Here is a 17,331-nt window from a genome sequence, read left to right as displayed (position 1 = left end):
GACCGGTGCCCGGCCGCGGACGGCCGGGCACCCGGCGCCTAGGCTGGGCGTCATGGTGAAGCAGGTCTCCGACATCCTCGATCCCACCCGCTGGCGCGACGTGCCCCTCGCGGAGGGCTTCACCGACATCACGTACCACCACGACCTCACCGGGCGGATCGCGCGCATCGCGTTCGACCGGCCGGAGGTGCGGAACGCCTTCCGCCCGCGGACCGTCGACGAGCTGTACCAGGCGCTCGACGACGCCCGTCAGGATCCGCGCATCGGCGTCGTGCTCCTCACCGGCAACGGCCCGAGCCCGAAGGACGGCGGCTGGGCGTTCTGCAGCGGCGGTGACCAGCGGATCCGCGGGCGCGACGGCTACAAGTACGGCGAGGGCGAGACCGCGGAGGGCGTGGATCCCGCCCGCGCCGGACGCCTGCACATCCTCGAGGTGCAGCGGCTCATCCGCTTCATGCCCAAGGTCGTCATCGCGGTCGTGCCCGGCTGGGCGGCCGGCGGCGGGCACTCGCTGCACGTCGTGTGCGACCTCACCATCGCGTCGGCCGAGCACGGCCGCTTCAAGCAGACCGATGCCGACGTCGGCTCGTTCGACGGCGGGTACGGATCCGCGTACTTCGCCCGCCAGGTGGGCCAGAAGGCCGCGCGCGAGGTGTTCTTCCTCGCCGAGGAGCACAGCGCCCAGCGCATGTACGAGATGGGCGCCGTGAACCGCGTCGTGCCGCACGCCGAGCTCGAGACGACGGCGCTCGACTGGGCCGAGACCATCCTCGGCAAGTCGCCCACCGCGATCCGCATGCTCAAGTTCGCCTTCAACGCGGTCGACGACGGCATGGTCGGGCAGCAGGTCTTCGCGGGCGAAGCCACGCGCCTCGCCTACGGCACGGACGAGGCCGTCGAGGGCCGCGACTCCTTCCTCGAGAAGCGCGCGCCCGACTGGTCGCCGTTCCCGTGGCAGTTCTGATCCGCGCGGGCCTGGTGCCGTGAGGCGGCTGGAGCGGCTGACGGCATCCGGCGCGGACGTGGTGCCGCTCCTCCGGGCGGCCCTCGCGGGCGACGGGCCGGCGCTGCTCGCGCGGCCGGTCGACGCGGCCGCGGCCGCCGGGGATCCGCCGCCGCCCGTCGAGGTGGAGCGCCGCGTCGCGCTCGTGGTCGAGACGTCCGGCACGACCTCGCGTCCCAAGCGCGTGGCGCTCTCCGCGGACGCGCTGCTGGCGAGCGCCGCCGCGTCGCAGACCGCGCTCGGGGCGCCGGGGCAGTGGATCCTCGCGCTGCCCACCCACTACATCGCCGGCCTCCAGGTGCTCGTGCGGTCCATCGCCGCCGGGACGGCGCCGGTCGTCCTGCCGCCCGGTTGGTTCGACCCGCGGGCGTTCGCGGACGCCGCCGCGGAGCTCGACGCGCGTGTCGCCCGCTTCACGTCGCTCGTGCCCACGCAGCTGCACCGGCTGGTGGACGCCGCGGAGGCCGCGCCCGCGGGGGACGACGCGCGCCGGATCCGCGACGGCGTCGGCCGCCTCGACGCGATCCTCGTGGGCGGCCAGGCCACGCCGCCGCAGCTCGTCGACCGGGCCGCTGCGCTCGGCTGGCGCGTGGTCCGCACCTACGGGTCGAGCGAGACCGCGGGCGGCTGCGTCTACGACGGCGTGCCCGTCGCGACGGCCGAGGTCGCCGTGGTCGACGGGCAGGTGGAGCTCGCGGGCCCGATGCTCGCGGAGGGCTACCTCGGCGACCCCGCCGCGACGGACGCGGCCTTCGGGGAGCACGACGGCCGCCGCTGGTACCGCACGGGCGACGGCGGCGAGCTCGTCGACGGCGTGCTGCGCATCAGCGGCAGGCTCGACGACGTCGTGATCTCCGGCGGCGAGAAGCTCCGGCTCGCCGCGGTGGAGGAGGCGGTGCGGTCGCTCGCCGGATGGGACGCGCGCCTCGGCGAGGCCGTCGCGGTGCCCGGCGAGCACACGGGGTGGGGCCAGCGTCCCGTGGTGTTCGTGCCCGGCGGGGTGGATCCCGGGCTCGCCGATCGCGTGCGCCGCGAGCTGGCCGCGCGCCTCGGCCGCGTCGCCGGGTCGTCGTCCGTCCGCGGCGTCGAGGAGCTGCCGACGCTCCCGTCCGGGAAGCCGGACCGCCGCGCGCTCCGGACGCTGGCCGACACCGATCCGGGCACCTGATCCGCCGCGCCTCCCGCGCCCGGACATGACGAGGGGCCGGATGCTCGGCATCCGGCCCCTCGCCTCTCAGGAGGGACGTCCCTCCGAAGGTCCTACTTCTTGAAGACGTCCTTCACGTTCTCGCCGGCCTGCTTGGCGCTTGCCCCGGCCTGCTTCGCTTCGCCTTCGGCGACCTTGCTGTCGTCGCCGGTCAGCTTCCCGAAGGCCTCCTCGGCCTTCCCCGCGAGCTTCTCGCCGGTGTTCTGGGCCTTGTCGTCCGCACTCATGGGCGCTCCTTCGTTCGGTGGATGTGACGTCTCCGACGCTACGCCGGTCGGGCGCGGGCGTCACCCGGCTCACACCGGACGCTCGGGCCGGAGGATCGCCCTCGCCCGGGGTGCCCGCGACCTGCGCTCCCGGACGGCCCGGCACCCGCGTGGGAGGATGGGCGCATGGCCACCCGCACCCCCGACGCGCGCGCGAAGGGCCTCCTCTCCTGGCTGATCCTCGCGGTCGGCGTCGTCATCGCCGGCTTCACGGTCGCGATCCTCGTGGCCGCCATGAAGGTGGACGGGGTCGGCGAGGTCACCGGCACGCTCGTCGCGGGCGGCATCGCCACGGTCGCGGCCGTGCTCGCGTTCGTGGACCAGCGGCGGAAGGTGCGCGCCACGCGCGCGGCCGAGCTGGCGGCGCCGTCCGCGGGGGAGGACCCGGTGGCGCCCGGCTCCGCGGACGCCGCGGACGCGGGCGGCCCCTCCGCCGACGGGGACGCGCCGCTCAGTCGATGAGCCGGAGCGCCACCAGGCGCTCCAGGGCCTCCTGTCCGGCGGGCGGGCAGCGGTCGGCGTCGGCGGATCCGACGAGCTCGACCTCGGCGATCTCGCCGGAGGCGACGGGCTGCTGCGACCGGTCCCGCGGCTCGGCCCGGTAGACGGTCATGCTCACGAGCCGTCCGGCGTGCACGCCGTGGGCGTCGGCGAGGACGGTGAAGAGGTCCTCGACGGTCGCCGGGTCGATGTCGAGCCCGACCTCCTCGGCGGCCTCGCGCATCAGCGCCTGCCGTGCGCCCTCGCCCGGCTCGATCTTGCCGCCGGGCAGGTAGAGCACGTCCTGGCCCGTGACGCGCACCATGAGCACCCGCCGGTCGCGGATGAGGGCCAGCGCGGCCACGCGCAGCGGCCGTTCCCGCGGCGCGCCGAGCGGCCCGTCGGATCCGCGGGCGCCGGAGCCGTCCGTCCGGTCGAGGTCGTCGAGGTCGTCGAGCTCGTCGAGGTCGTCATCGTCGTCGTCGTCCAGGACGGGGATGACGGGCCCGCGGGCCGGGTCGGGGGTCGAGGTCACGCGGTCCTCCTACAGTCCGTCGAGGCTCGTGCGAGCCGCCCACTCGACGTCGAGCAGGGCGACGACCACGGTATCGGCCCACGCGCCCTCGGCCCATCGGTCGTGCACGAGCAGGGCCTCCCGGCGCATGCCGAGGCGCGTGGCCAGCGCGAGGGCGGCCGCGTCCCGCGCGTCCACCCGGGCGGTGACGCGGTGCACGCCCACCTCCTCGAACAGGAGCTCGAGGACCCGGTCGGCCGCCTCTCCCGCGATGCCGGCGCCGCGCACGTCCTCGTGCAGGACGACGCTCAGCTCGGCCTGGCGGGCGGCGGGCTCGCGCAGCCGCACGTGCGCCTCGCCGACCACATGCGCGGGCCGCGGGCCCTGGGCCGGCAGCTCGACGGCCAGGGCCAACCGGTCGCCGACCGCGGCCAGCCGCGTCCACGCCAGGCGATCGGCGAGCAGGCGCGCCGCGTCGGGTCGCGCGCCCGCCGGGGGACCGGCGAGGTGCGCCCGTGCCCCCGGGGCGGTCGCGTACCCGTCGACGGCCACGAGGTCGTCGGGCGCGAACGGGCGGAGGACGAGGCGGGACGTGCGGATCGGGCCGCGCACGTCGACGGGGTCGATCGCGGGCAGGTCTCCGTGCACGGTGCGGCTCCGGGTCAGGGTGCCGGCGGCAGGGCCGCCCACTCGTCGGCCAGCACGGCGTAGTAGAGGCTGTCGACCCACTCGCCCTTGACGAGGTGCTCCTCGCGGAAGCGCCCCTCGAGGCGCATGCCGAGGCGCTCGGCCATGCGCGCGGAGGACGAGTTGCGGGAGTCGAGCTGCGCCACGACACGGTGGGCGCCGGCGCGCCGGAAGGCGATGTCGATGAGGGCGCGGCTGGCCTCCGTGGCGTAGCCGTGGCCGGCGAAGTCCGGGTTCATCACCCAGCCCACCTCGAACTGCCGCGACGGGACGTTGCGGAGGAGGAGGGACACGTCGCCGATGACGCGGCCGGTGCCCGCCCGCGGGGCGAGGCTCGGCTCGTCGGGCAGCTCCACGGCGAGACCGAGGAAGTCGTGGCCCTGCTCGAGCCGGGTCTTGCGGCGGCGGTCGGCGAGGTGCCGCTTCGAGGCGGCGCGGTCGCGGAGCGGCCAGAACATGTACTCGACCACCTCGGGGCGGCGCTGGATGTCGGCGAAGTCGTCGAGGTCGTCGGCCGTGTAGGGCCGGAGCACGAGGCGCTCGGTGCGCACGGGATCCGTCATCCGGAGCGGCGCGTCGAGGCGCGGGCCGCGGAGGACGCGGGGCCTCACGACGCCGAGCCCGCCTCACCGGTGCGGGGCAGCGCGACGGCGACGGGGGAGGACACCGCGGCGGGCATCTCCACGTCGAGACCGAAGAGCGCCTGCACGGCGTCGACCACGCGGGCCCCCTCGCCCTGCCGCGCGAGCTCGCGGGCCCGGACGGACGGCTGGTGCACGAGGACGCTCACGAGGTGGCGGAGCGCCTTCTCGGTGGCCTCGGACGAGTCGCCGCGCTTGCGGACGCGCTCCAGCTCGCCCTCGAGGACGTCGAAGATGTGGGTGCGGAGCGCGACGACCGCGGGGGCCACCTCGTCCTCGGCGCTCGCGGCGCGGAACTCGGCGGCGGCCGTGCTCACGATCTCGCGCGCGTCGTCCGTGGCGGTGAGGTCGCGGAGCGGGGCGTGGAGGCTGATGGTCTCGAGGTCGAGCAGCTCGACGCCGTCGACCGTGACGACGTCCGGATCCACGTTGCGCGGCAGCCCGAGGTCGATGACGAGGCGACGGCGTCCGTCGCCGGACACGGCGGCCGCGGCCTGCAGGTGGTGCGCGGCGAGCACGGACTTGGGCGCGGTGCTGCAGGTGACGACGATGTCGGAGGCGGCGAGCGCGCGGAGCAGGTCGCGCCCCTCGACCGCGGGGATGCCGTGGGGGCCGGCGAACTTCTGCGCGCGGCCCGAGGGGGAGTAGACGTGCACGTCGACGACGCCGCGGTCGCGGAGCGCCGCGAGGCTCGCGCCCGCGTAGGCGCCCGTTCCGACGAGGAGGACGCGCGTGGCCGACCAGTCGGCGATGCGGCTCTCGGCGAGGTCGAGCGCGAGGCGGACCATGGAGCGCCCGGCGCTCTGCAGGCCCGTGCGGGTCTTGACGCCGCGCGACGTGTTGGACGCGGTCTGGAAGAGCCGCTCGAGGCCGGTGCTCGTGGTGCCGCCCGTGCGGGCGCCCTCGAGCGCGCGGCGCACCTGGCCGGCGATCTCGCCCTCGCCGACGACGACGGACTCGAGGCCCGAGGAGACGGCGAAGAGATGCTCGGCCACGGCGTCCCCGCACTTCACGTCGACGCTGCCGCGGACGTCGTCGCGGTCGATGCCGCTGGCGCCGCTGACCACGTCTACCGTGGCCTCGACGGCCAGCGCGCGGGCGGCGGTGAGGGGCTCCTCCACGTCGAGGTAGGCCTCGAAGCGGTTGCAGGTGGCGAGGACGACGGCCCCCGCGATGAAGTCGTTCTGCTCCATGAGCGTGCCGGCGACGGAGGGTGCGGCCACGGACAGCTTCTCGAGGACCTCGAAGCTGGCGTTGTGATGACTCGCCGTCAGACATATGAGCACAGTCCATGGTAAACCTCCCGGCCGTGTGGTCGGGGCCGGTGAGGGTGCCCTGCCTCGCCGCCGCCGCCGGACCCGGCCGTCGGCCGCCCGCAGCCGTCCCGTCCTCCTGCCGCGTCCCCAGTCGAGCGGGCGCGCAGGCGGGGGATGCGATGATCTCCTCCGTGATCACGCCCGCATCCTCCGCCCCCGCGCCCGCATCCGCCGCCCTCCCGCTCCCCGCGGAGCACCCGCTCAACACCCGCACCGCGTCGTCGCTGCTCGTGGAGGCGTACCGCGGCCGTCGCGGGGACCGCGCACCCGTGTGGTTCATGCGCCAGGCCGGCCGCTCGCTGCCGGAGTACCGGGAGCTGCGCGTCGGCACCCGCATGCTCGACGCGTGCCTCGACCCGGAGATGGCGAGCGAGATCACGCTGCAGCCCGTCCGCCGACACCACGTGGACGCGGGCATCTTCTTCAGCGACATCGTCATCCCCCTCAAGCTCGCGGGCGTCGGCGTCGACATCGTCGCGGGCCGCGGCCCGGTGCTCGAGGAGCCCGTCCGCACCGCCGCCGACGTGGCCGCGCTGCCGGCGCTCGACCCGGCGGCGCTCGAGCCCATCCGCCAGGCCGTCGCGCGGACGGTGGCGGAGCTCGGCGACACCCCGCTCATCGGGTTCGCGGGCGCGCCCTTCACCCTCGCCGCCTACCTCGTGGAGGGCGGGCCGAGCAAGGACCACATCGCGGCGCGCGGCCTCATGCACGCGGATCCCGACGCCTGGGACGCGCTCATGCGCTGGTGCGCCGAGATCACGGGTGTCTTCCTGCGCGCGCAGGTCATGGCGGGGGCCTCCGCCGCGCAGCTCTTCGACTCCTGGGCCGGCGGCCTCTCGCTCGCCGACTACACGCAGCGCGTCGCCCCGGCGTCCGCGCTCGCGCTCGACCACGTGCGCACCATCACGGCGGCCGACGGGCGCACCGTCCCGCTCGTCCACTTCGGCGTCGGCACGGGCGAGCTCCTCGGCGCGATGCACGACGTGGGCGTCGACGCGGTGGGCGTCGACTGGCGCATCCCGCTCGACGAGGCGTCGCGCCGCCTGGGCGGATCCGTCCCCGTGCAGGGCAACGTCGACCCGGCGCTGCTGGCCGCGCCCTGGCCCGTCCTCGAGGCGCACGTCCGCGACGTGCTCGAGCGCGGGAAGGCGGCGCCCGCGCACATCCTCAACCTCGGGCACGGCGTGCCGCCCGAGACCGACCCGACCGTGCTCACGCGCATCGTGGACCTGGTCCGTGGCTAGCGACCCGCGGCAGGCGGCTGGCGAGGTCGACCCGACCGACGTCGTCGTGGTCGGCGGCGGGGTGGGCGGCCTCATCGCGGCCCGCGCCTGCGCCCTGGCCGGGAAGCGCGTGATCCTCGTGGAGGCGTCGCCCGCGCTGGGCGGCACCGTCGGATCCCACGTGGTCGACGGCCTCCGCCTCGACAGCGGCGCGGAGAGCTTCGCCACCCGCCGCGGCACGGTCGCCGCGTACCTCGGCGAGCTGGGCCTCGCCGACCGCATCGTGCAGCCGAACCCGGACGGCGCGTGGGTGCAGCTCGCCGAGCGCGCCATCCAGCTCCCGCGGACGGGCCTGCTCGGGATCCCCGCGCATCCGTTCGACAGCACCATCGCCACCGCCATCGGACGCCTCGGCGTCGCCCGCGCCAAGGCCGACCTCGTGCTCCCGGCCTCCGTCGGCGCGAAGGAGCGCACGCTCGGCGGCCTCGTGCGCGCCCGCATGGGCGACCGCGTCGTCGACCGGCTCGTCGCCCCCATCGTCTCCGGCGTGCACAGCGCCCACCCCGACGAGGTCGACGCCGACTCCGTGGCGCCGGGCCTGCGCGCCGGCCTGGCCGAGCACGGGTCGCTCGGGCGCGCGGTCGCGTCCATGCGCGCCGCCTCGCCCGCGGGATCCGCCGTGAGCGGCATCGTGGGCGGCGTCCACCTCCTGGTCGACGCGCTCGTCGCCGACCTCGAGCGCCTCGGCGTCGACGTGCGCACCTCCCTCGCCGCGGGGTCGGTGCACCGGCACCGGTCGCACGAGGGCGCCGCCGCGTACGACGACTGGCACGTCGAGCTCGCGGACGGCCGCGGCATCGACGCGGCCGCGGTGGTCCTCGCGATCCCGGCGGCCGGCCTCATCCGCCTCTTCTCCGGCCTCGCGCCGCGCGCCGTCACCGAGGGCTGGCCCGAGCCGTCCTCCGTCGAGCTCGTCACGCTCGTCGTCCGCGCGCCGGAGCTCGACGCCGCCCCGCGCGGCACGGGCGTGCTGGTCTCCGCCGACGTGCCCGACGTCCGCGCGAAGGCCCTCACGCACGCGACCGCCAAGTGGCCGTGGCTGAAGGAGCTGGCGGGCGACCGCCATGTGCTCCGCCTCTCCTACGGGCGCGCGGGCGGCCAGGACGACACCGCGGGCGTCCCGGACGACGAGCTCACGGCGATCGCGGTGCGCGACGCGTCGGCCCTGCTCGGGACGGATCTCGAGGGCCGGGCCACCGGATCCGCCCGCGTGCGCTGGACCAACGCCCTCCCGTTCGCCGCCTCCGGGCACCGCGAGCGCGTGCAGGCGGTGCGCGACGAGGCGGCCGAGCACCCGGGCCTCGAGATCACCGGATCCGCCGTCGCGGGCACGGGCCTCGCCTCCGTCGTCGCCGACGCGACGGCCGCCGCCGACCGCGTCCTCGGCCGCTGATGCGGTCCGCGCCGGCCCCCTGGCCGGGCAGCGCCCGCCCGGCCGCCCCCGACCACGCGGGTGCGCCGGAGGGATACGCTGAACGGACGTGCGCCCCACGTGCCCCCTCAACGATCGGAGATCTCCCATGAAAGGCAAGCTTCTCTTCGTCGCCGGAGCCGGTGTCGGCTACGTCCTCGGTGCCCGCGCCGGACGCAAGCGCTACGAGCAGATCCGCACGAACGCCAAGAAGGTCTGGGACGACCCGAAGGTCCAGCGCCAGGTCGACAACGCGGCCGGCTTCGTGAAGGACCACACCCCCGACGTCGCGCACGCGGTCGTCGGCGGCGCCAAGAAGGTCGTCGGCACCGTCACGGGCGGCAAGAAGGACTCCTCGACCGGATCCACGCCGTCCAGCGCCTCCACCACGACGTACCCGACCATGGACCCCGCCTCGCCCGAGCCGAACGGCTCCGGCACCTCCCGCTGACCCGCCCGCCCATCCCCAGGAGGGAACCCCGCATGACGGATCAGGATCTCAATCCGAAGAGCAAGCGCTCGCTCGTCCGGCTCGTCGCCGACCTGCCGACCCTCATCGTCCAGCTGGTCAAGGACGAGATCGAGTCGTTCAAGAACGAGCTCGTCTCCAAGCTCAAGCACGCGGGGATCGGCGCCGGCTTCCTCGTCGTGGCGCTCTTCTTCGCGTTCATCGCGTTCCTGGTGCTCGTCGCCGCCGCGATCCTCGGCCTGTCCGAGGCCTTCTCGCCGTGGCTCTCCGCGCTCATCGTCGCGGGCGTCTTCCTCCTGATCACGGTGGTGCTCGCGCTGCTCGGCATCCGGTGGCTCAAGAAGGGCGTCCCGCCGACGCCCGAGGAGACCGTGGACAGCCTCAAGGAGGACGTCGACGCGGTGAAGGGGACCGGCAAGTATGAGCACTGATCGCCCCCGCCCCGTCGGCCCGCGCTCGCGCGCGGAGCTGAAGCTCGACATCCAGCACACCCGCGAGGAGATCGCCGCCACGCTCGACGCGCTGGAGTCGAAGCTGAACGTGCGGCGCCGCGCGAAGGACGGCATCGCCGACCTGCGTCGCCGGATCCGCCGCACGGCGGACGAGGACCCGCTGCTGCTCGTGGCCGTCGGCGTGGGCGCGGTCGTGGTGATCGGCGGCGTGGTCTGGGCCGTGTCGCGCGCCGCGCGCCGCTGACCCGGACCGGACGGGACCCCTCGTCGTGCCCGCGCACTCCCGCGCCGCCGTGGACCTACCCGCGTCGCGGACCCCGCGTGATCCCGACGCCCTCGGGCGGCACCCGCTGGTGCTGCCCGGGCTCGTCGGCTTCGGCGGCGCCCTCACGCTCGCGGTGTCGTCCTTCATCGTCGGCCACGCGCCCACGGAGTCCCGCCTCTCGCACCTGGCCGTGCTCGGCAGCCTGCGGGTGTCGCCGACGGCGACCGGGATAGCGTCGGTCGCGGTGGTCGTCGGGGGCATCCTCATGATCGCCGCGTGGCTCCTCCTCGGAGCGCTCCTCCCGCGACTGGGCAACCGGGCGATCCGCGCGATCATCGGCCTCTCCGCCCTCTGGACGACGCCCCTGCTCCTCAGCCTCCCGCTGTTCAGCCGCGACGTGTACTCCTACATCGCGCAGGGCCGGGTGCTCGGGGCCGGGCTCTCGCCCTACGAGCACGGTCCCGCGGTGCTCGCCGACTGGCGCTCGACGGGCGTCGACCCGCTCTGGGCGCACAACCCGGCGCCGTACGGGCCGCTGTACCTCGTCGTGGAGCGGGCGCTCGGCGCCATCGACACGGCCATCGGCATCGAGTGGGCCGTGGTGGCCGCGCGTCTCGTGTCGGTCGCGGGCGTCGTGCTGATGGTGTGGTGCGGCTACCGGATCGCCCGCCGGCGCCGCATCGATCCCGTGCGGGCGCTCTGGTTCCTCGCGGCGAGCCCGCTCGTGAGCTTCAACTTCGTGATCGCCGCGCACAACGACGCGCTCATGATGGGCCTGCTCGTCGCCGGCCTCCTGGCGGCCATCGACTCGCGGCCCGTGCTGGCGGTGCTACTGGTGACCGCGGCCGTGGCCGTGAAGCCCATCGCCCTCGTCGCGCTGCCTGTCGTCGCGATCGTGCACGCGGAGATGCGGGCGCGCCGCGTCGACGACCGCGCGCCCGCCGGCGTCGCGGTGGACGGATCCGCGGGCGCCGTCGTCGGCCTCCGCGCGCCCACGCGCGACCCGCGCGTCTGGGCGGCCTGGACCGCGTCGGGCATCGTCGCGATGGGGCTCCTCGCCCTCGGCGGGGAGCTGCTCGGCGTCGGCCTCGGCTGGATCTCGGCCCTCTCGAGCCCCGTGTCGGTCGTGTCCTGGTTCATGCCGTTCGGCCTCGCGGCGGGCGCGATCGGTCCGCTCGTGGACGTGCTCGGCGGCCCCGGCGAAGCGGTGGAGGGCGGGATCAAGACCGCGGGCATCCTCATCGGCTTCGCCGGCGCGGCGTGGTGCATCCTCACCACCCGGACGCTCTCCGGCGAGGCCCGGCTGGCGCTCGCGTTCGCGTGCATCGTCGCGATGTCGCCCGTCGTCTACCCCTGGTACGGCCTGTGGGTGCTCGTCGTGCTGGCGGTCGTCGGCATCGCGGACGGCGCGGCCATGTCGCTCGCGGTCTCGGCGACGGTCTTCCTCGTGGGCGTGAACCTGCTCGAGCCCATGGCGGTCACGCACACGGTCGCCTCCGGGTGGCCGCGGCTGGTCGTCGTGCTGGTCGCGGTGGTCGGCGTCCTCGGGGTCCTCGCGCCGGGGCTGCAGGGGCTCGCGGGGACGGATCCCTTCCGCGCGCTGCGGGCGCCCCGCCACCAGTTCTCCGCCGCGCGGGTGCCGCCAGCCTGATCCACGCCGGCCTGATCCGTGCCGGGCTGATCCGTGCCGGCGCGACCGCGCCGTGCGGCGGCACCGCCCCGCTCCCCGGACCGGCTCCGGGAATGCGCGCGACCGCCCCGGACGTTCCCCCGGGACACCACCGACGGGAGCGCGACCATGGACACCGAGCACGACTGGACCGACCTCATCCGCCGCGCGCACGACGGCTTCGGCGACCGCCTCCGCGCCGTCACCGACTGGTCGGCGCCCACCCCCGACGTCGAGTGGGACGTCCGCGAGCTCGTCGCCCACGTGATCGAGGAGCAGCAGTGGGTGCCGCTCCTCCTCGCCGGTCACACGGCCGAGACCGGGCAGGCGCTGATCCGCCGGCTCGACGACGACCTCGTCGCCGAGTGGGGCCGCTACTCCCGCGAGGCGCTCGCCGCCTGGCGCGACGCCGATCCCGAGCGCCCGGTCGCGCTGTCGACCGACCGCGTCCCCACGCGCGAGTACCTGCGCGAGCAGCTGTCCGACGTCGTGATCCACGGTTGGGACCTCGCGCGCGCCATCGGCGCCGACGAGCGCATCGACGACGACCTGGTCCGCGCGACCTGGACCGTCTTCGAGCCGCAGCGCGACACCCTCGAGGCGAGCGGCCTGTTCGCCTCGCCCGTGCCCGTCGGTGAGGACGCGCCGCTGCAGGTCCGCCTCCTCGCGCTGACCGGCCGCGACGCGCGCTGACCGGCCGCGACGCGCGCTGACCGGCCGCGACGCGCGCTGACGGGCCGGCAGGGCGCCGACCTGCGGATGATCTGACGGCCGCCCGCCCGATGCGGGACGGGGTGCCCGGGCGACGTACCATGGAGACCATGAGCATCCCGGCTGCCGAGTCGGCGGCATCTCAGGTCCCCCCGATCGAGCCCCCCGCGGAAGCGTCCCCCAGCGGCTACGCCCTGTGGGCCGTCCTCCGTCGCGATCCCCAGCGCCCCGACGACCTCGACGGCCGCGAGGTCCCGGGCGCCGTCGACGAGCTCGACGGCATCGTGAACATCGTCGAGGCGGAGGGCGTCACCGTCCGCGGCTTCTACGACGTCTCCGGCATGCGCGCGGACGCCGACCTCATGGTCTGGATCCACGGCCCGCAGATGGAGACGCTCCAGTGGGCGTTCCGCGAGATCCGCCGCGCGCGCCTCATCCGCGCGCTCATCCCGTCGTGGAGCGCCGCGGGCGTCCACCGCGACGCCGAGTTCAACCGCAGCCACGTGCCCGGCTTCCTCCGGGGCGAGGAGCCGCGCGACTGGCTCTGCGTCTACCCCTTCGTCCGGTCCTACGAGTGGTACCTGCTGCCGCCCGAGGAGCGCGGGCGCATGCTCGCCCAGCACGGCCGCCAGGGCGCGGCCTTCCGCAGCGTCGTCGCCAACACGGTCTCGTCGTTCGGCCTCGGCGACTACGAGTGGATCCTCCCGCTCGAGTCGAACGAGCTCGTCGACCTGGTCGACATGATGCGCGACCTGCGCAACACCGACGCGCGCCGTCACGTGCGCGAGGAGGTCCCGTTCTACACGGGCCGCCGCATCACCACCGCCGAGCTCGTGGAGGTCCTCCAGTAATGGCCGCAGTGAACCTGGGTCGCAAGCCCGCCCCCGCCACCGACGCCCCGCGGGCGCCGGGCGCGCTCGTCTCCGCCGCGAGCGAGGCCGCGAAGATGGGTCCGCCCCACGTCGAGGAGCCCGTCGCGTACGACGCGATCCTGCTCGCGTCCTTCGGCGGTCCCGAGGGCCAGGACGACGTCATCCCGTTCCTCCGCAACGTCACGAGCGGCCGCGGGATCCCCGAGGAGCGCCTCGAGGAGGTCGCCCACCACTACCGGGCCTTCGGCGGCATCAGCCCCATCAACGAGCAGAACCGCGAGCTGAAGGCCGCCCTCGAGGCGCGCCTCGCCGAGCGCGGCATCGACCTGCCCGTGCTCTGGGGCAACCGCAACTGGGGCCCCTACCTCAACGACGCGCTGCGCGAGGCCGAGGAGAAGGGCTACCGCCAGCTCATCGCCGTCGCCACGAGCGCGTACAGCTCGTACTCCTCCTGCCGCCAGTACCGCGAGGACTTCGCGGACGCGCTCGAGGACACGAGCCTGCAGGGCGTCGTCCGCATCGACAAGGTGCGCCAGTTCTTCGACCACCCCGGCTTCGTCACGCCGTTCATCGAGGGCACGCGCGACGGGATCCGCGACGTCATCGCGCACTTCGAGGCGGAGGGCGCGCCCGTCGACCTGTCGACCGACGTCGAGATCCTCTTCTCCACGCACTCCATCCCGTCGTCGGACGCCTCGAAGTCCGGCCCCGCCGAGCGCGGCTTCGACCAGGACGGCGCCTACGCGGCGCAGCACCTGGCCGTCGCCGAGGTCGTGATGCACGAGGTCCGGAAGGAGCTCGGCATCGACCAGGACGTGCCCTGGCAGCTCGTCTACCAGTCGCGCTCCGGCCCGCCCTCCATGCCGTGGCTCGAGCCCGACGTGAACGACGCCATCGCCGAGCTGCCCGCGCAGGGCCGCCGCGCCGTCGTGATCGTGCCGCTCGGCTTCGTGAGCGACCACATGGAGGTCAAGTGGGACCTCGACAACGAGGCCACCGAGTCCGCCCAGGAGAACGGCCTGTACTCGGTGCGCGTGCCCACGCCGGGCGTGCACGCCGCGTACGTCGACGGCCTCATCGACCTCGTGCTCGAGCGCCGCGACGGCGTGAAGGCGGAGGACCGCCCGCACATGACCGACCTCGGCCCCTGGTACGACGTCTGCCGTCCCGGCTGCTGCGAGAACGTCCGGCTGGGCTTCAAGCCGGCGGTCTCCGGGCTGGCACCGTGACGGACGGTCCCCTCACGTCGGAGGATCGCGGCACGCTGCGCATCGGGACCCGGGGGAGCGCGCTCGCCCTGGCCCAGACGCGCGCGATCGCCGCGGAGATCACCGACGCGTCGGGACTCGAGGTCGAGCTCGTGCCGGTGACCACCCACGGCGACACGTCGCGCGAGTCGCTCGCGAGCCTCGGCGGCACCGGCGTGTTTGCGAGCGCGCTGCGGGAGTCGCTGCTGCGCGGCGAGTGCGACCTCGTGGTCCACTCGCTGAAGGACCTGCCGACCGCGCCCTACGACGGGCTCACGGTCGCGTCGGTGCCCGTGCGGGCGGATCCCCGCGACGTGCTCTGCGCGCGCGACGGCCTCACCCTGGCGACCCTGCCGCGCGGCGCCCGCGTCGGCACGGGATCGCCGCGGCGTCGCGCGCAGGTGCTGGCCGAGCGGTCGGACCTCGACGTGGTCGACATCCGCGGCAACATCGACACGCGGCTCTCCCGCGTCACCGCGGGCGACCTCGACGCCGTGGTCCTCGCGGCCGCCGGGCTCCAGCGCATCGGCCGGCTCGACGCCGTCACCGAGCACCTCGAGCTCGACCGCTGGCCCACCGCCCCGGGTCAGGGGGCGCTCGCGCTCGAGATCCGCACGGAGGACGCCGAGACGCACTCCGTCGTCGGCCGCGCGGTCGAGGCCGTCGACGACCCCTTCACGCACGCGGCCGTGCTCGCGGAGCGCGGCGTGCTCGCCGCCCTCGAGGCCGGCTGCGCGGCGCCCATCGGCGCGCGGGCCACCGTCACGAGCGCGCGCCTCGAGCTCACCGCGGTCGTGTACCGGCCCGACGGGTCGCAGCGCATGACCGCGAGCCACGAGCTCGACACCGCTGGCATGGGCATCGACCAGCTGACCGCGTACGCCTCGACGCTCTCGGGGCCCGTGTCCCGCGAGCTGCTCGACGCCGGAGCGGCCGGACTCGCGCCGCTGGGAGGGACCCGATGACCTCGACGGACCAGAAGCCCCTGAAGGGCTGGCGCGTGCTCGTGCCCCGCGGCGGGCCGTGGGGCGACGGCGTCGCGTACGACCTGCGCGCGCAGGGGGCGACCCCGGTGGTCGCGCCCATGATCAACTTCGCCGCCACGCAGGACGCACAGGGGCTCGAGCGCGCCCTCGCCGACCTCGCGGCCGGCTCCTTCGACTGGCTCACCGTCACGAGCGCCACCACGGTCGACGTGCTGGCCTCGCACCGCGCCGTCGTGCCCGCGGGCACGCGCATCGCGGCGGTCGGCGAGACCACGGCGGCGGCCCTCGTCGCGGCGGGCTACACGGTCGACTTCGTGCCGTCCATCGAGTCCTCCGCCACCGCGCTCCTCGAGGAGTGGACGGAGATGGCGGCCGGGTCCCCGCGCCGCCGCGTGCTCACGCTCCGCTCCGAGATCGCCAAGCCCACGCTCACCGACGGGCTCATCGCGCGCGGCCACGACGTGCGCTCGGTCGTCGCGTACCGCACCGTCGGCGTGCCGGTGAGCGACCGGATCCGCGAGGACGTGTCGTCGGGCCGCGTCCGGGCCATCCTCGTCACGTCGGGCAGCGTCGCGGAGCAGGTGCACGAGCAGCTCGGCGACGTGCCGGACGGCGTGGTCATCGCCTGCATCGGCCCGCGCACCGCGAAGGACGCCCGCCGCTCGGGCGTCCGCGTCGACGTGGTCGCGCCGGAGCGCTCGGCCGCGTCCCTCATCCAGTCCCTCGTCGACCTCGCCCGCCATCAGGAGCCGCGCACCGACACCGCGGGGCTCAGCGGCCTCGCCGACCTCCTCGATCGGAACACCACGGAATGACCTCCCCCTACTACCGCCCGCGCCGCCTCCGCACCTCGCCGGCCATGCGCCGGCTCACGGCGGAGACGCGACTGCACGCGGCCGACCTCGTGCTGCCGATGTTCGTGCGCGAGGGCCTCACGGAGGCGTCGCCCATCACGTCGATGCCGGGCGTCTCGCAGCACTCGCTCGACAGCCTCCGCCGCGCGCTCGTCGAGGCGGCCGAGGCGGGGATCGGCGGCGTCATGCTGTTCGGCATCCCGGCCGTGCGCGACGCTGAGGGCTCGGGCGCGAGCGACCCCGAGGGCATCCTCAACGTCGCCACGCGCGTGGCCGTCGAGGAGGTCGGCGACGCCCTCGTCGTGCAGACCGACCTGTGCCTCGACGAGTTCACCGACCACGGCCACTGCGGCGTCCTCGACGCCCACGGCGTGGTCGACAACGACCGCACCCTCGACCGCTACCGCGCGATGGGCCTCGCCCAGGCGGAGGCGGGATCGCACCTCCTCGGCCTCAGCGGCATGATGGACGGCCAGGTCGGCGCCGTCCGCGAGGCCCTCGACGACGCCGGGCACCACGACGTCGCGATCCTCGCCTACGCCGCCAAGTACGCGAGCGCCTTCTACGGCCCGTTCCGCGAGGCCGTGGACTCCCAGCTCGTGGGCGACCGCCGCACGTACCAGATGGACAACGGCAACCGGCGCGAGGCCCTCCGCGAGGTGGAGCTCGACATCGAGGAGGGCGCCGACGTCGTCATGGTGAAGCCCGCCATGAGCTACCTCGACATCCTCGCCGACGTCGCCGCCACGAGCAGCGTGCCGGTCTGGGCGTACCAGATCTCGGGCGAGTACGCGATGATCGAGGCCGCCGCGCAGAACGGCTGGATCGACCGCGAGCGCGCCATCGACGAGAGCGTCCTCGGCATCAAGCGCGCCGGCGCCGACGCGATCCTCACCTACTGGGCCGTCGAGCTCGCCGAGCGCCTCGCCCGGCGCTGAGCCGTCCCACCCTCCTCCTCGCCGGACGCGAATCCGGCCCCGACCCGAGCGGATCCGCGC

General features: G+C 75.1%; 20 protein-coding genes. 15 read left to right on the top strand and 5 right to left on the bottom strand.

What is annotated here, in order from left to right:
- The first annotated feature begins 52 nt into the window (after window positions 1-52).
- Window positions 53-964 (top strand): 1,4-dihydroxy-2-naphthoyl-CoA synthase, encoded by a 912-nt coding sequence (locus tag AWH51_RS12675; protein ID WP_063072422.1) that lies wholly within the window; start codon window positions 53-55, stop codon window positions 962-964.
- A 19-nt stretch (window positions 965-983) separates the two neighbouring features.
- Window positions 984-2,171 carry an AMP-binding protein gene (locus tag AWH51_RS12670; protein ID WP_081235113.1) on the top strand — a complete coding sequence of 396 codons (1,188 nt, stop codon included), beginning with the start codon at window positions 984-986 and terminating at the stop codon, window positions 2,169-2,171.
- 92 nt (window positions 2,172-2,263) lie between these two features.
- Here the strand turns inward: AWH51_RS12670 and AWH51_RS12665 are convergent, their stop codons facing one another.
- Complete coding sequence (locus tag AWH51_RS12665) at window positions 2,264-2,437, bottom strand: CsbD family protein (RefSeq protein ID WP_015489305.1); 174 nt, start codon at window positions 2,435-2,437, stop codon at window positions 2,264-2,266.
- Window positions 2,438-2,602: 165 nt separating this feature from the next.
- Between AWH51_RS12665 and AWH51_RS12660 the strand changes: the two genes are divergently transcribed.
- The gene (locus AWH51_RS12660; protein WP_063072421.1) at window positions 2,603-2,938 is read left to right on the top strand and encodes a hypothetical protein; all 336 of its coding nucleotides are present in this window, start codon (window positions 2,603-2,605) and stop codon (window positions 2,936-2,938) included.
- Here AWH51_RS12660 and AWH51_RS12655 read toward each other — a convergent pair.
- From AWH51_RS12655 to AWH51_RS12640, 4 genes are read right to left on the bottom strand one after another with little or no spacing between them, the layout of a single operon-like run.
- The gene (locus AWH51_RS12655; protein WP_217491921.1) at window positions 2,928-3,491 is read right to left on the bottom strand and encodes an NUDIX hydrolase; all 564 of its coding nucleotides are present in this window, start codon (window positions 3,489-3,491) and stop codon (window positions 2,928-2,930) included. The genes AWH51_RS12660 and AWH51_RS12655 overlap by 11 nt on opposite strands.
- Before the next feature lie 9 nt (window positions 3,492-3,500).
- Window positions 3,501-4,118, bottom strand: a complete 618-nt coding sequence (locus AWH51_RS12650) for a GNAT family N-acetyltransferase (RefSeq protein WP_063072452.1) — start codon at window positions 4,116-4,118, stop codon at window positions 3,501-3,503.
- A gap of 14 nt (window positions 4,119-4,132) precedes the next feature.
- On the bottom strand, window positions 4,133-4,768 hold the full coding sequence (locus AWH51_RS12645; RefSeq protein ID WP_254654576.1) for a GNAT family N-acetyltransferase: 636 nt from the start codon (window positions 4,766-4,768) through the stop codon (window positions 4,133-4,135).
- Window positions 4,765-6,084: a glutamyl-tRNA reductase gene (locus AWH51_RS12640; RefSeq protein ID WP_063072420.1), complete on the bottom strand. Its 1,320-nt coding sequence runs from the start codon at window positions 6,082-6,084 to the stop codon at window positions 4,765-4,767. The genes AWH51_RS12645 and AWH51_RS12640 overlap by 4 nt, the downstream gene beginning before the upstream one ends.
- Before the next feature lie 149 nt (window positions 6,085-6,233).
- Here AWH51_RS12640 and hemE point away from each other — a divergent pair, with 149 nt between their 5' ends.
- The 12 genes from hemE (at window position 6,234) to hemB (ending at window position 17,271) form a co-directional block, all read left to right on the top strand.
- Window positions 6,234-7,358 (top strand): uroporphyrinogen decarboxylase, encoded by a 1,125-nt coding sequence (gene hemE, locus AWH51_RS12635; protein WP_063072419.1) that lies wholly within the window; start codon window positions 6,234-6,236, stop codon window positions 7,356-7,358.
- On the top strand, window positions 7,351-8,790 hold the full coding sequence (gene hemG, locus AWH51_RS12630; RefSeq protein WP_063072418.1) for a protoporphyrinogen oxidase: 1,440 nt from the start codon (window positions 7,351-7,353) through the stop codon (window positions 8,788-8,790). Before hemE ends, hemG begins: the two co-directional genes overlap by 8 nt.
- 127 nt (window positions 8,791-8,917) lie before the next feature.
- A complete protein-coding gene (locus tag AWH51_RS12625) occupies window positions 8,918-9,259 on the top strand; it encodes a hypothetical protein (protein ID WP_063072417.1) in 342 nt (113 codons plus the stop codon).
- 32 nt (window positions 9,260-9,291) lie between these two features.
- Entirely contained in the window at window positions 9,292-9,708 is a 417-nt protein-coding gene (locus tag AWH51_RS12620; RefSeq protein WP_063072416.1) for a phage holin family protein, read from the top strand.
- The gene (locus AWH51_RS12615) at window positions 9,698-9,973 is read left to right on the top strand and encodes a DUF3618 domain-containing protein (protein ID WP_063072415.1); all 276 of its coding nucleotides are present in this window, start codon (window positions 9,698-9,700) and stop codon (window positions 9,971-9,973) included. The genes AWH51_RS12620 and AWH51_RS12615 overlap by 11 nt, the downstream gene beginning before the upstream one ends.
- Window positions 9,974-9,998: 25 nt before the next feature.
- On the top strand, window positions 9,999-11,645 hold the full coding sequence (gene mptB, locus AWH51_RS12610) for a polyprenol phosphomannose-dependent alpha 1,6 mannosyltransferase MptB (RefSeq protein ID WP_254654575.1): 1,647 nt from the start codon (window positions 9,999-10,001) through the stop codon (window positions 11,643-11,645).
- Between the two features lie 147 nt (window positions 11,646-11,792).
- Window positions 11,793-12,356: a TIGR03086 family metal-binding protein gene (locus AWH51_RS12605; protein ID WP_063072414.1), complete on the top strand. Its 564-nt coding sequence runs from the start codon at window positions 11,793-11,795 to the stop codon at window positions 12,354-12,356.
- Between the two features lie 128 nt (window positions 12,357-12,484).
- Entirely contained in the window at window positions 12,485-13,225 is a 741-nt protein-coding gene (hemQ, locus tag AWH51_RS12600) for a hydrogen peroxide-dependent heme synthase (protein ID WP_063072449.1), read from the top strand.
- Complete coding sequence (locus tag AWH51_RS12595) at window positions 13,225-14,475, top strand: ferrochelatase (RefSeq protein ID WP_063072413.1); 1,251 nt, start codon at window positions 13,225-13,227, stop codon at window positions 14,473-14,475. Before hemQ ends, AWH51_RS12595 begins: the two co-directional genes overlap by 1 nt.
- Entirely contained in the window at window positions 14,472-15,458 is a 987-nt protein-coding gene (gene hemC / locus AWH51_RS12590) for a hydroxymethylbilane synthase (protein ID WP_063072412.1), read from the top strand. The genes AWH51_RS12595 and hemC overlap by 4 nt, the downstream gene beginning before the upstream one ends.
- Entirely contained in the window at window positions 15,455-16,294 is an 840-nt protein-coding gene (locus AWH51_RS12585; protein ID WP_063072411.1) for a uroporphyrinogen-III synthase, read from the top strand. The genes hemC and AWH51_RS12585 overlap by 4 nt, the downstream gene beginning before the upstream one ends.
- Complete coding sequence (hemB, locus tag AWH51_RS12580) at window positions 16,291-17,271, top strand: porphobilinogen synthase (protein WP_063072410.1); 981 nt, start codon at window positions 16,291-16,293, stop codon at window positions 17,269-17,271. The genes AWH51_RS12585 and hemB overlap by 4 nt, the downstream gene beginning before the upstream one ends.
- Window positions 17,272-17,331: the final 60 nt, after the last annotated feature.

Origin of the sequence: Clavibacter tessellarius, assembly GCF_001618005.1 — a bacterium.
Classification (GTDB): Bacteria; Actinomycetota; Actinomycetes; order Actinomycetales; family Microbacteriaceae; genus Clavibacter; species Clavibacter tessellarius_A.
The sequence above is the reverse complement of the archived record's forward strand: the minus strand, read 5'-3'. Positions and strand labels throughout refer to the sequence as shown.

Bases quoted from the DNA above. Each gene is read 5' to 3' on its own strand.
- AWH51_RS12660 (WP_063072421.1), top strand. From the start codon at position 2,603: ATGGCCACCCGCACCCCCGACGCGCGCGCGAAGGGCCTCCTCTCCTGG.
- AWH51_RS12615 (WP_063072415.1), top strand. From the start codon at position 9,698: ATGAGCACTGATCGCCCCCGCCCCGTCGGCCCGCGCTCGCGCGCGGAG.
- AWH51_RS12620 (WP_063072416.1), top strand. From the start codon at position 9,292: ATGACGGATCAGGATCTCAATCCGAAGAGCAAGCGCTCGCTCGTCCGG.
- AWH51_RS12675 (WP_063072422.1), top strand. From the start codon at position 53: ATGGTGAAGCAGGTCTCCGACATCCTCGATCCCACCCGCTGGCGCGAC.
- AWH51_RS12605 (WP_063072414.1), top strand. From the start codon at position 11,793: ATGGACACCGAGCACGACTGGACCGACCTCATCCGCCGCGCGCACGAC.
- AWH51_RS12595 (WP_063072413.1), top strand. From the start codon at position 13,225: ATGGCCGCAGTGAACCTGGGTCGCAAGCCCGCCCCCGCCACCGACGCC.
- hemB (WP_063072410.1), top strand. From the start codon at position 16,291: ATGACCTCCCCCTACTACCGCCCGCGCCGCCTCCGCACCTCGCCGGCC.
- AWH51_RS12665 (WP_015489305.1), bottom strand. From the start codon at position 2,437: ATGAGTGCGGACGACAAGGCCCAGAACACCGGCGAGAAGCTCGCGGGG.
- AWH51_RS12585 (WP_063072411.1), top strand. From the start codon at position 15,455: ATGACCTCGACGGACCAGAAGCCCCTGAAGGGCTGGCGCGTGCTCGTG.
- hemE (WP_063072419.1), top strand. From the start codon at position 6,234: ATGATCTCCTCCGTGATCACGCCCGCATCCTCCGCCCCCGCGCCCGCA.
- AWH51_RS12625 (WP_063072417.1), top strand. From the start codon at position 8,918: ATGAAAGGCAAGCTTCTCTTCGTCGCCGGAGCCGGTGTCGGCTACGTC.
- hemQ (WP_063072449.1), top strand. From the start codon at position 12,485: ATGAGCATCCCGGCTGCCGAGTCGGCGGCATCTCAGGTCCCCCCGATC.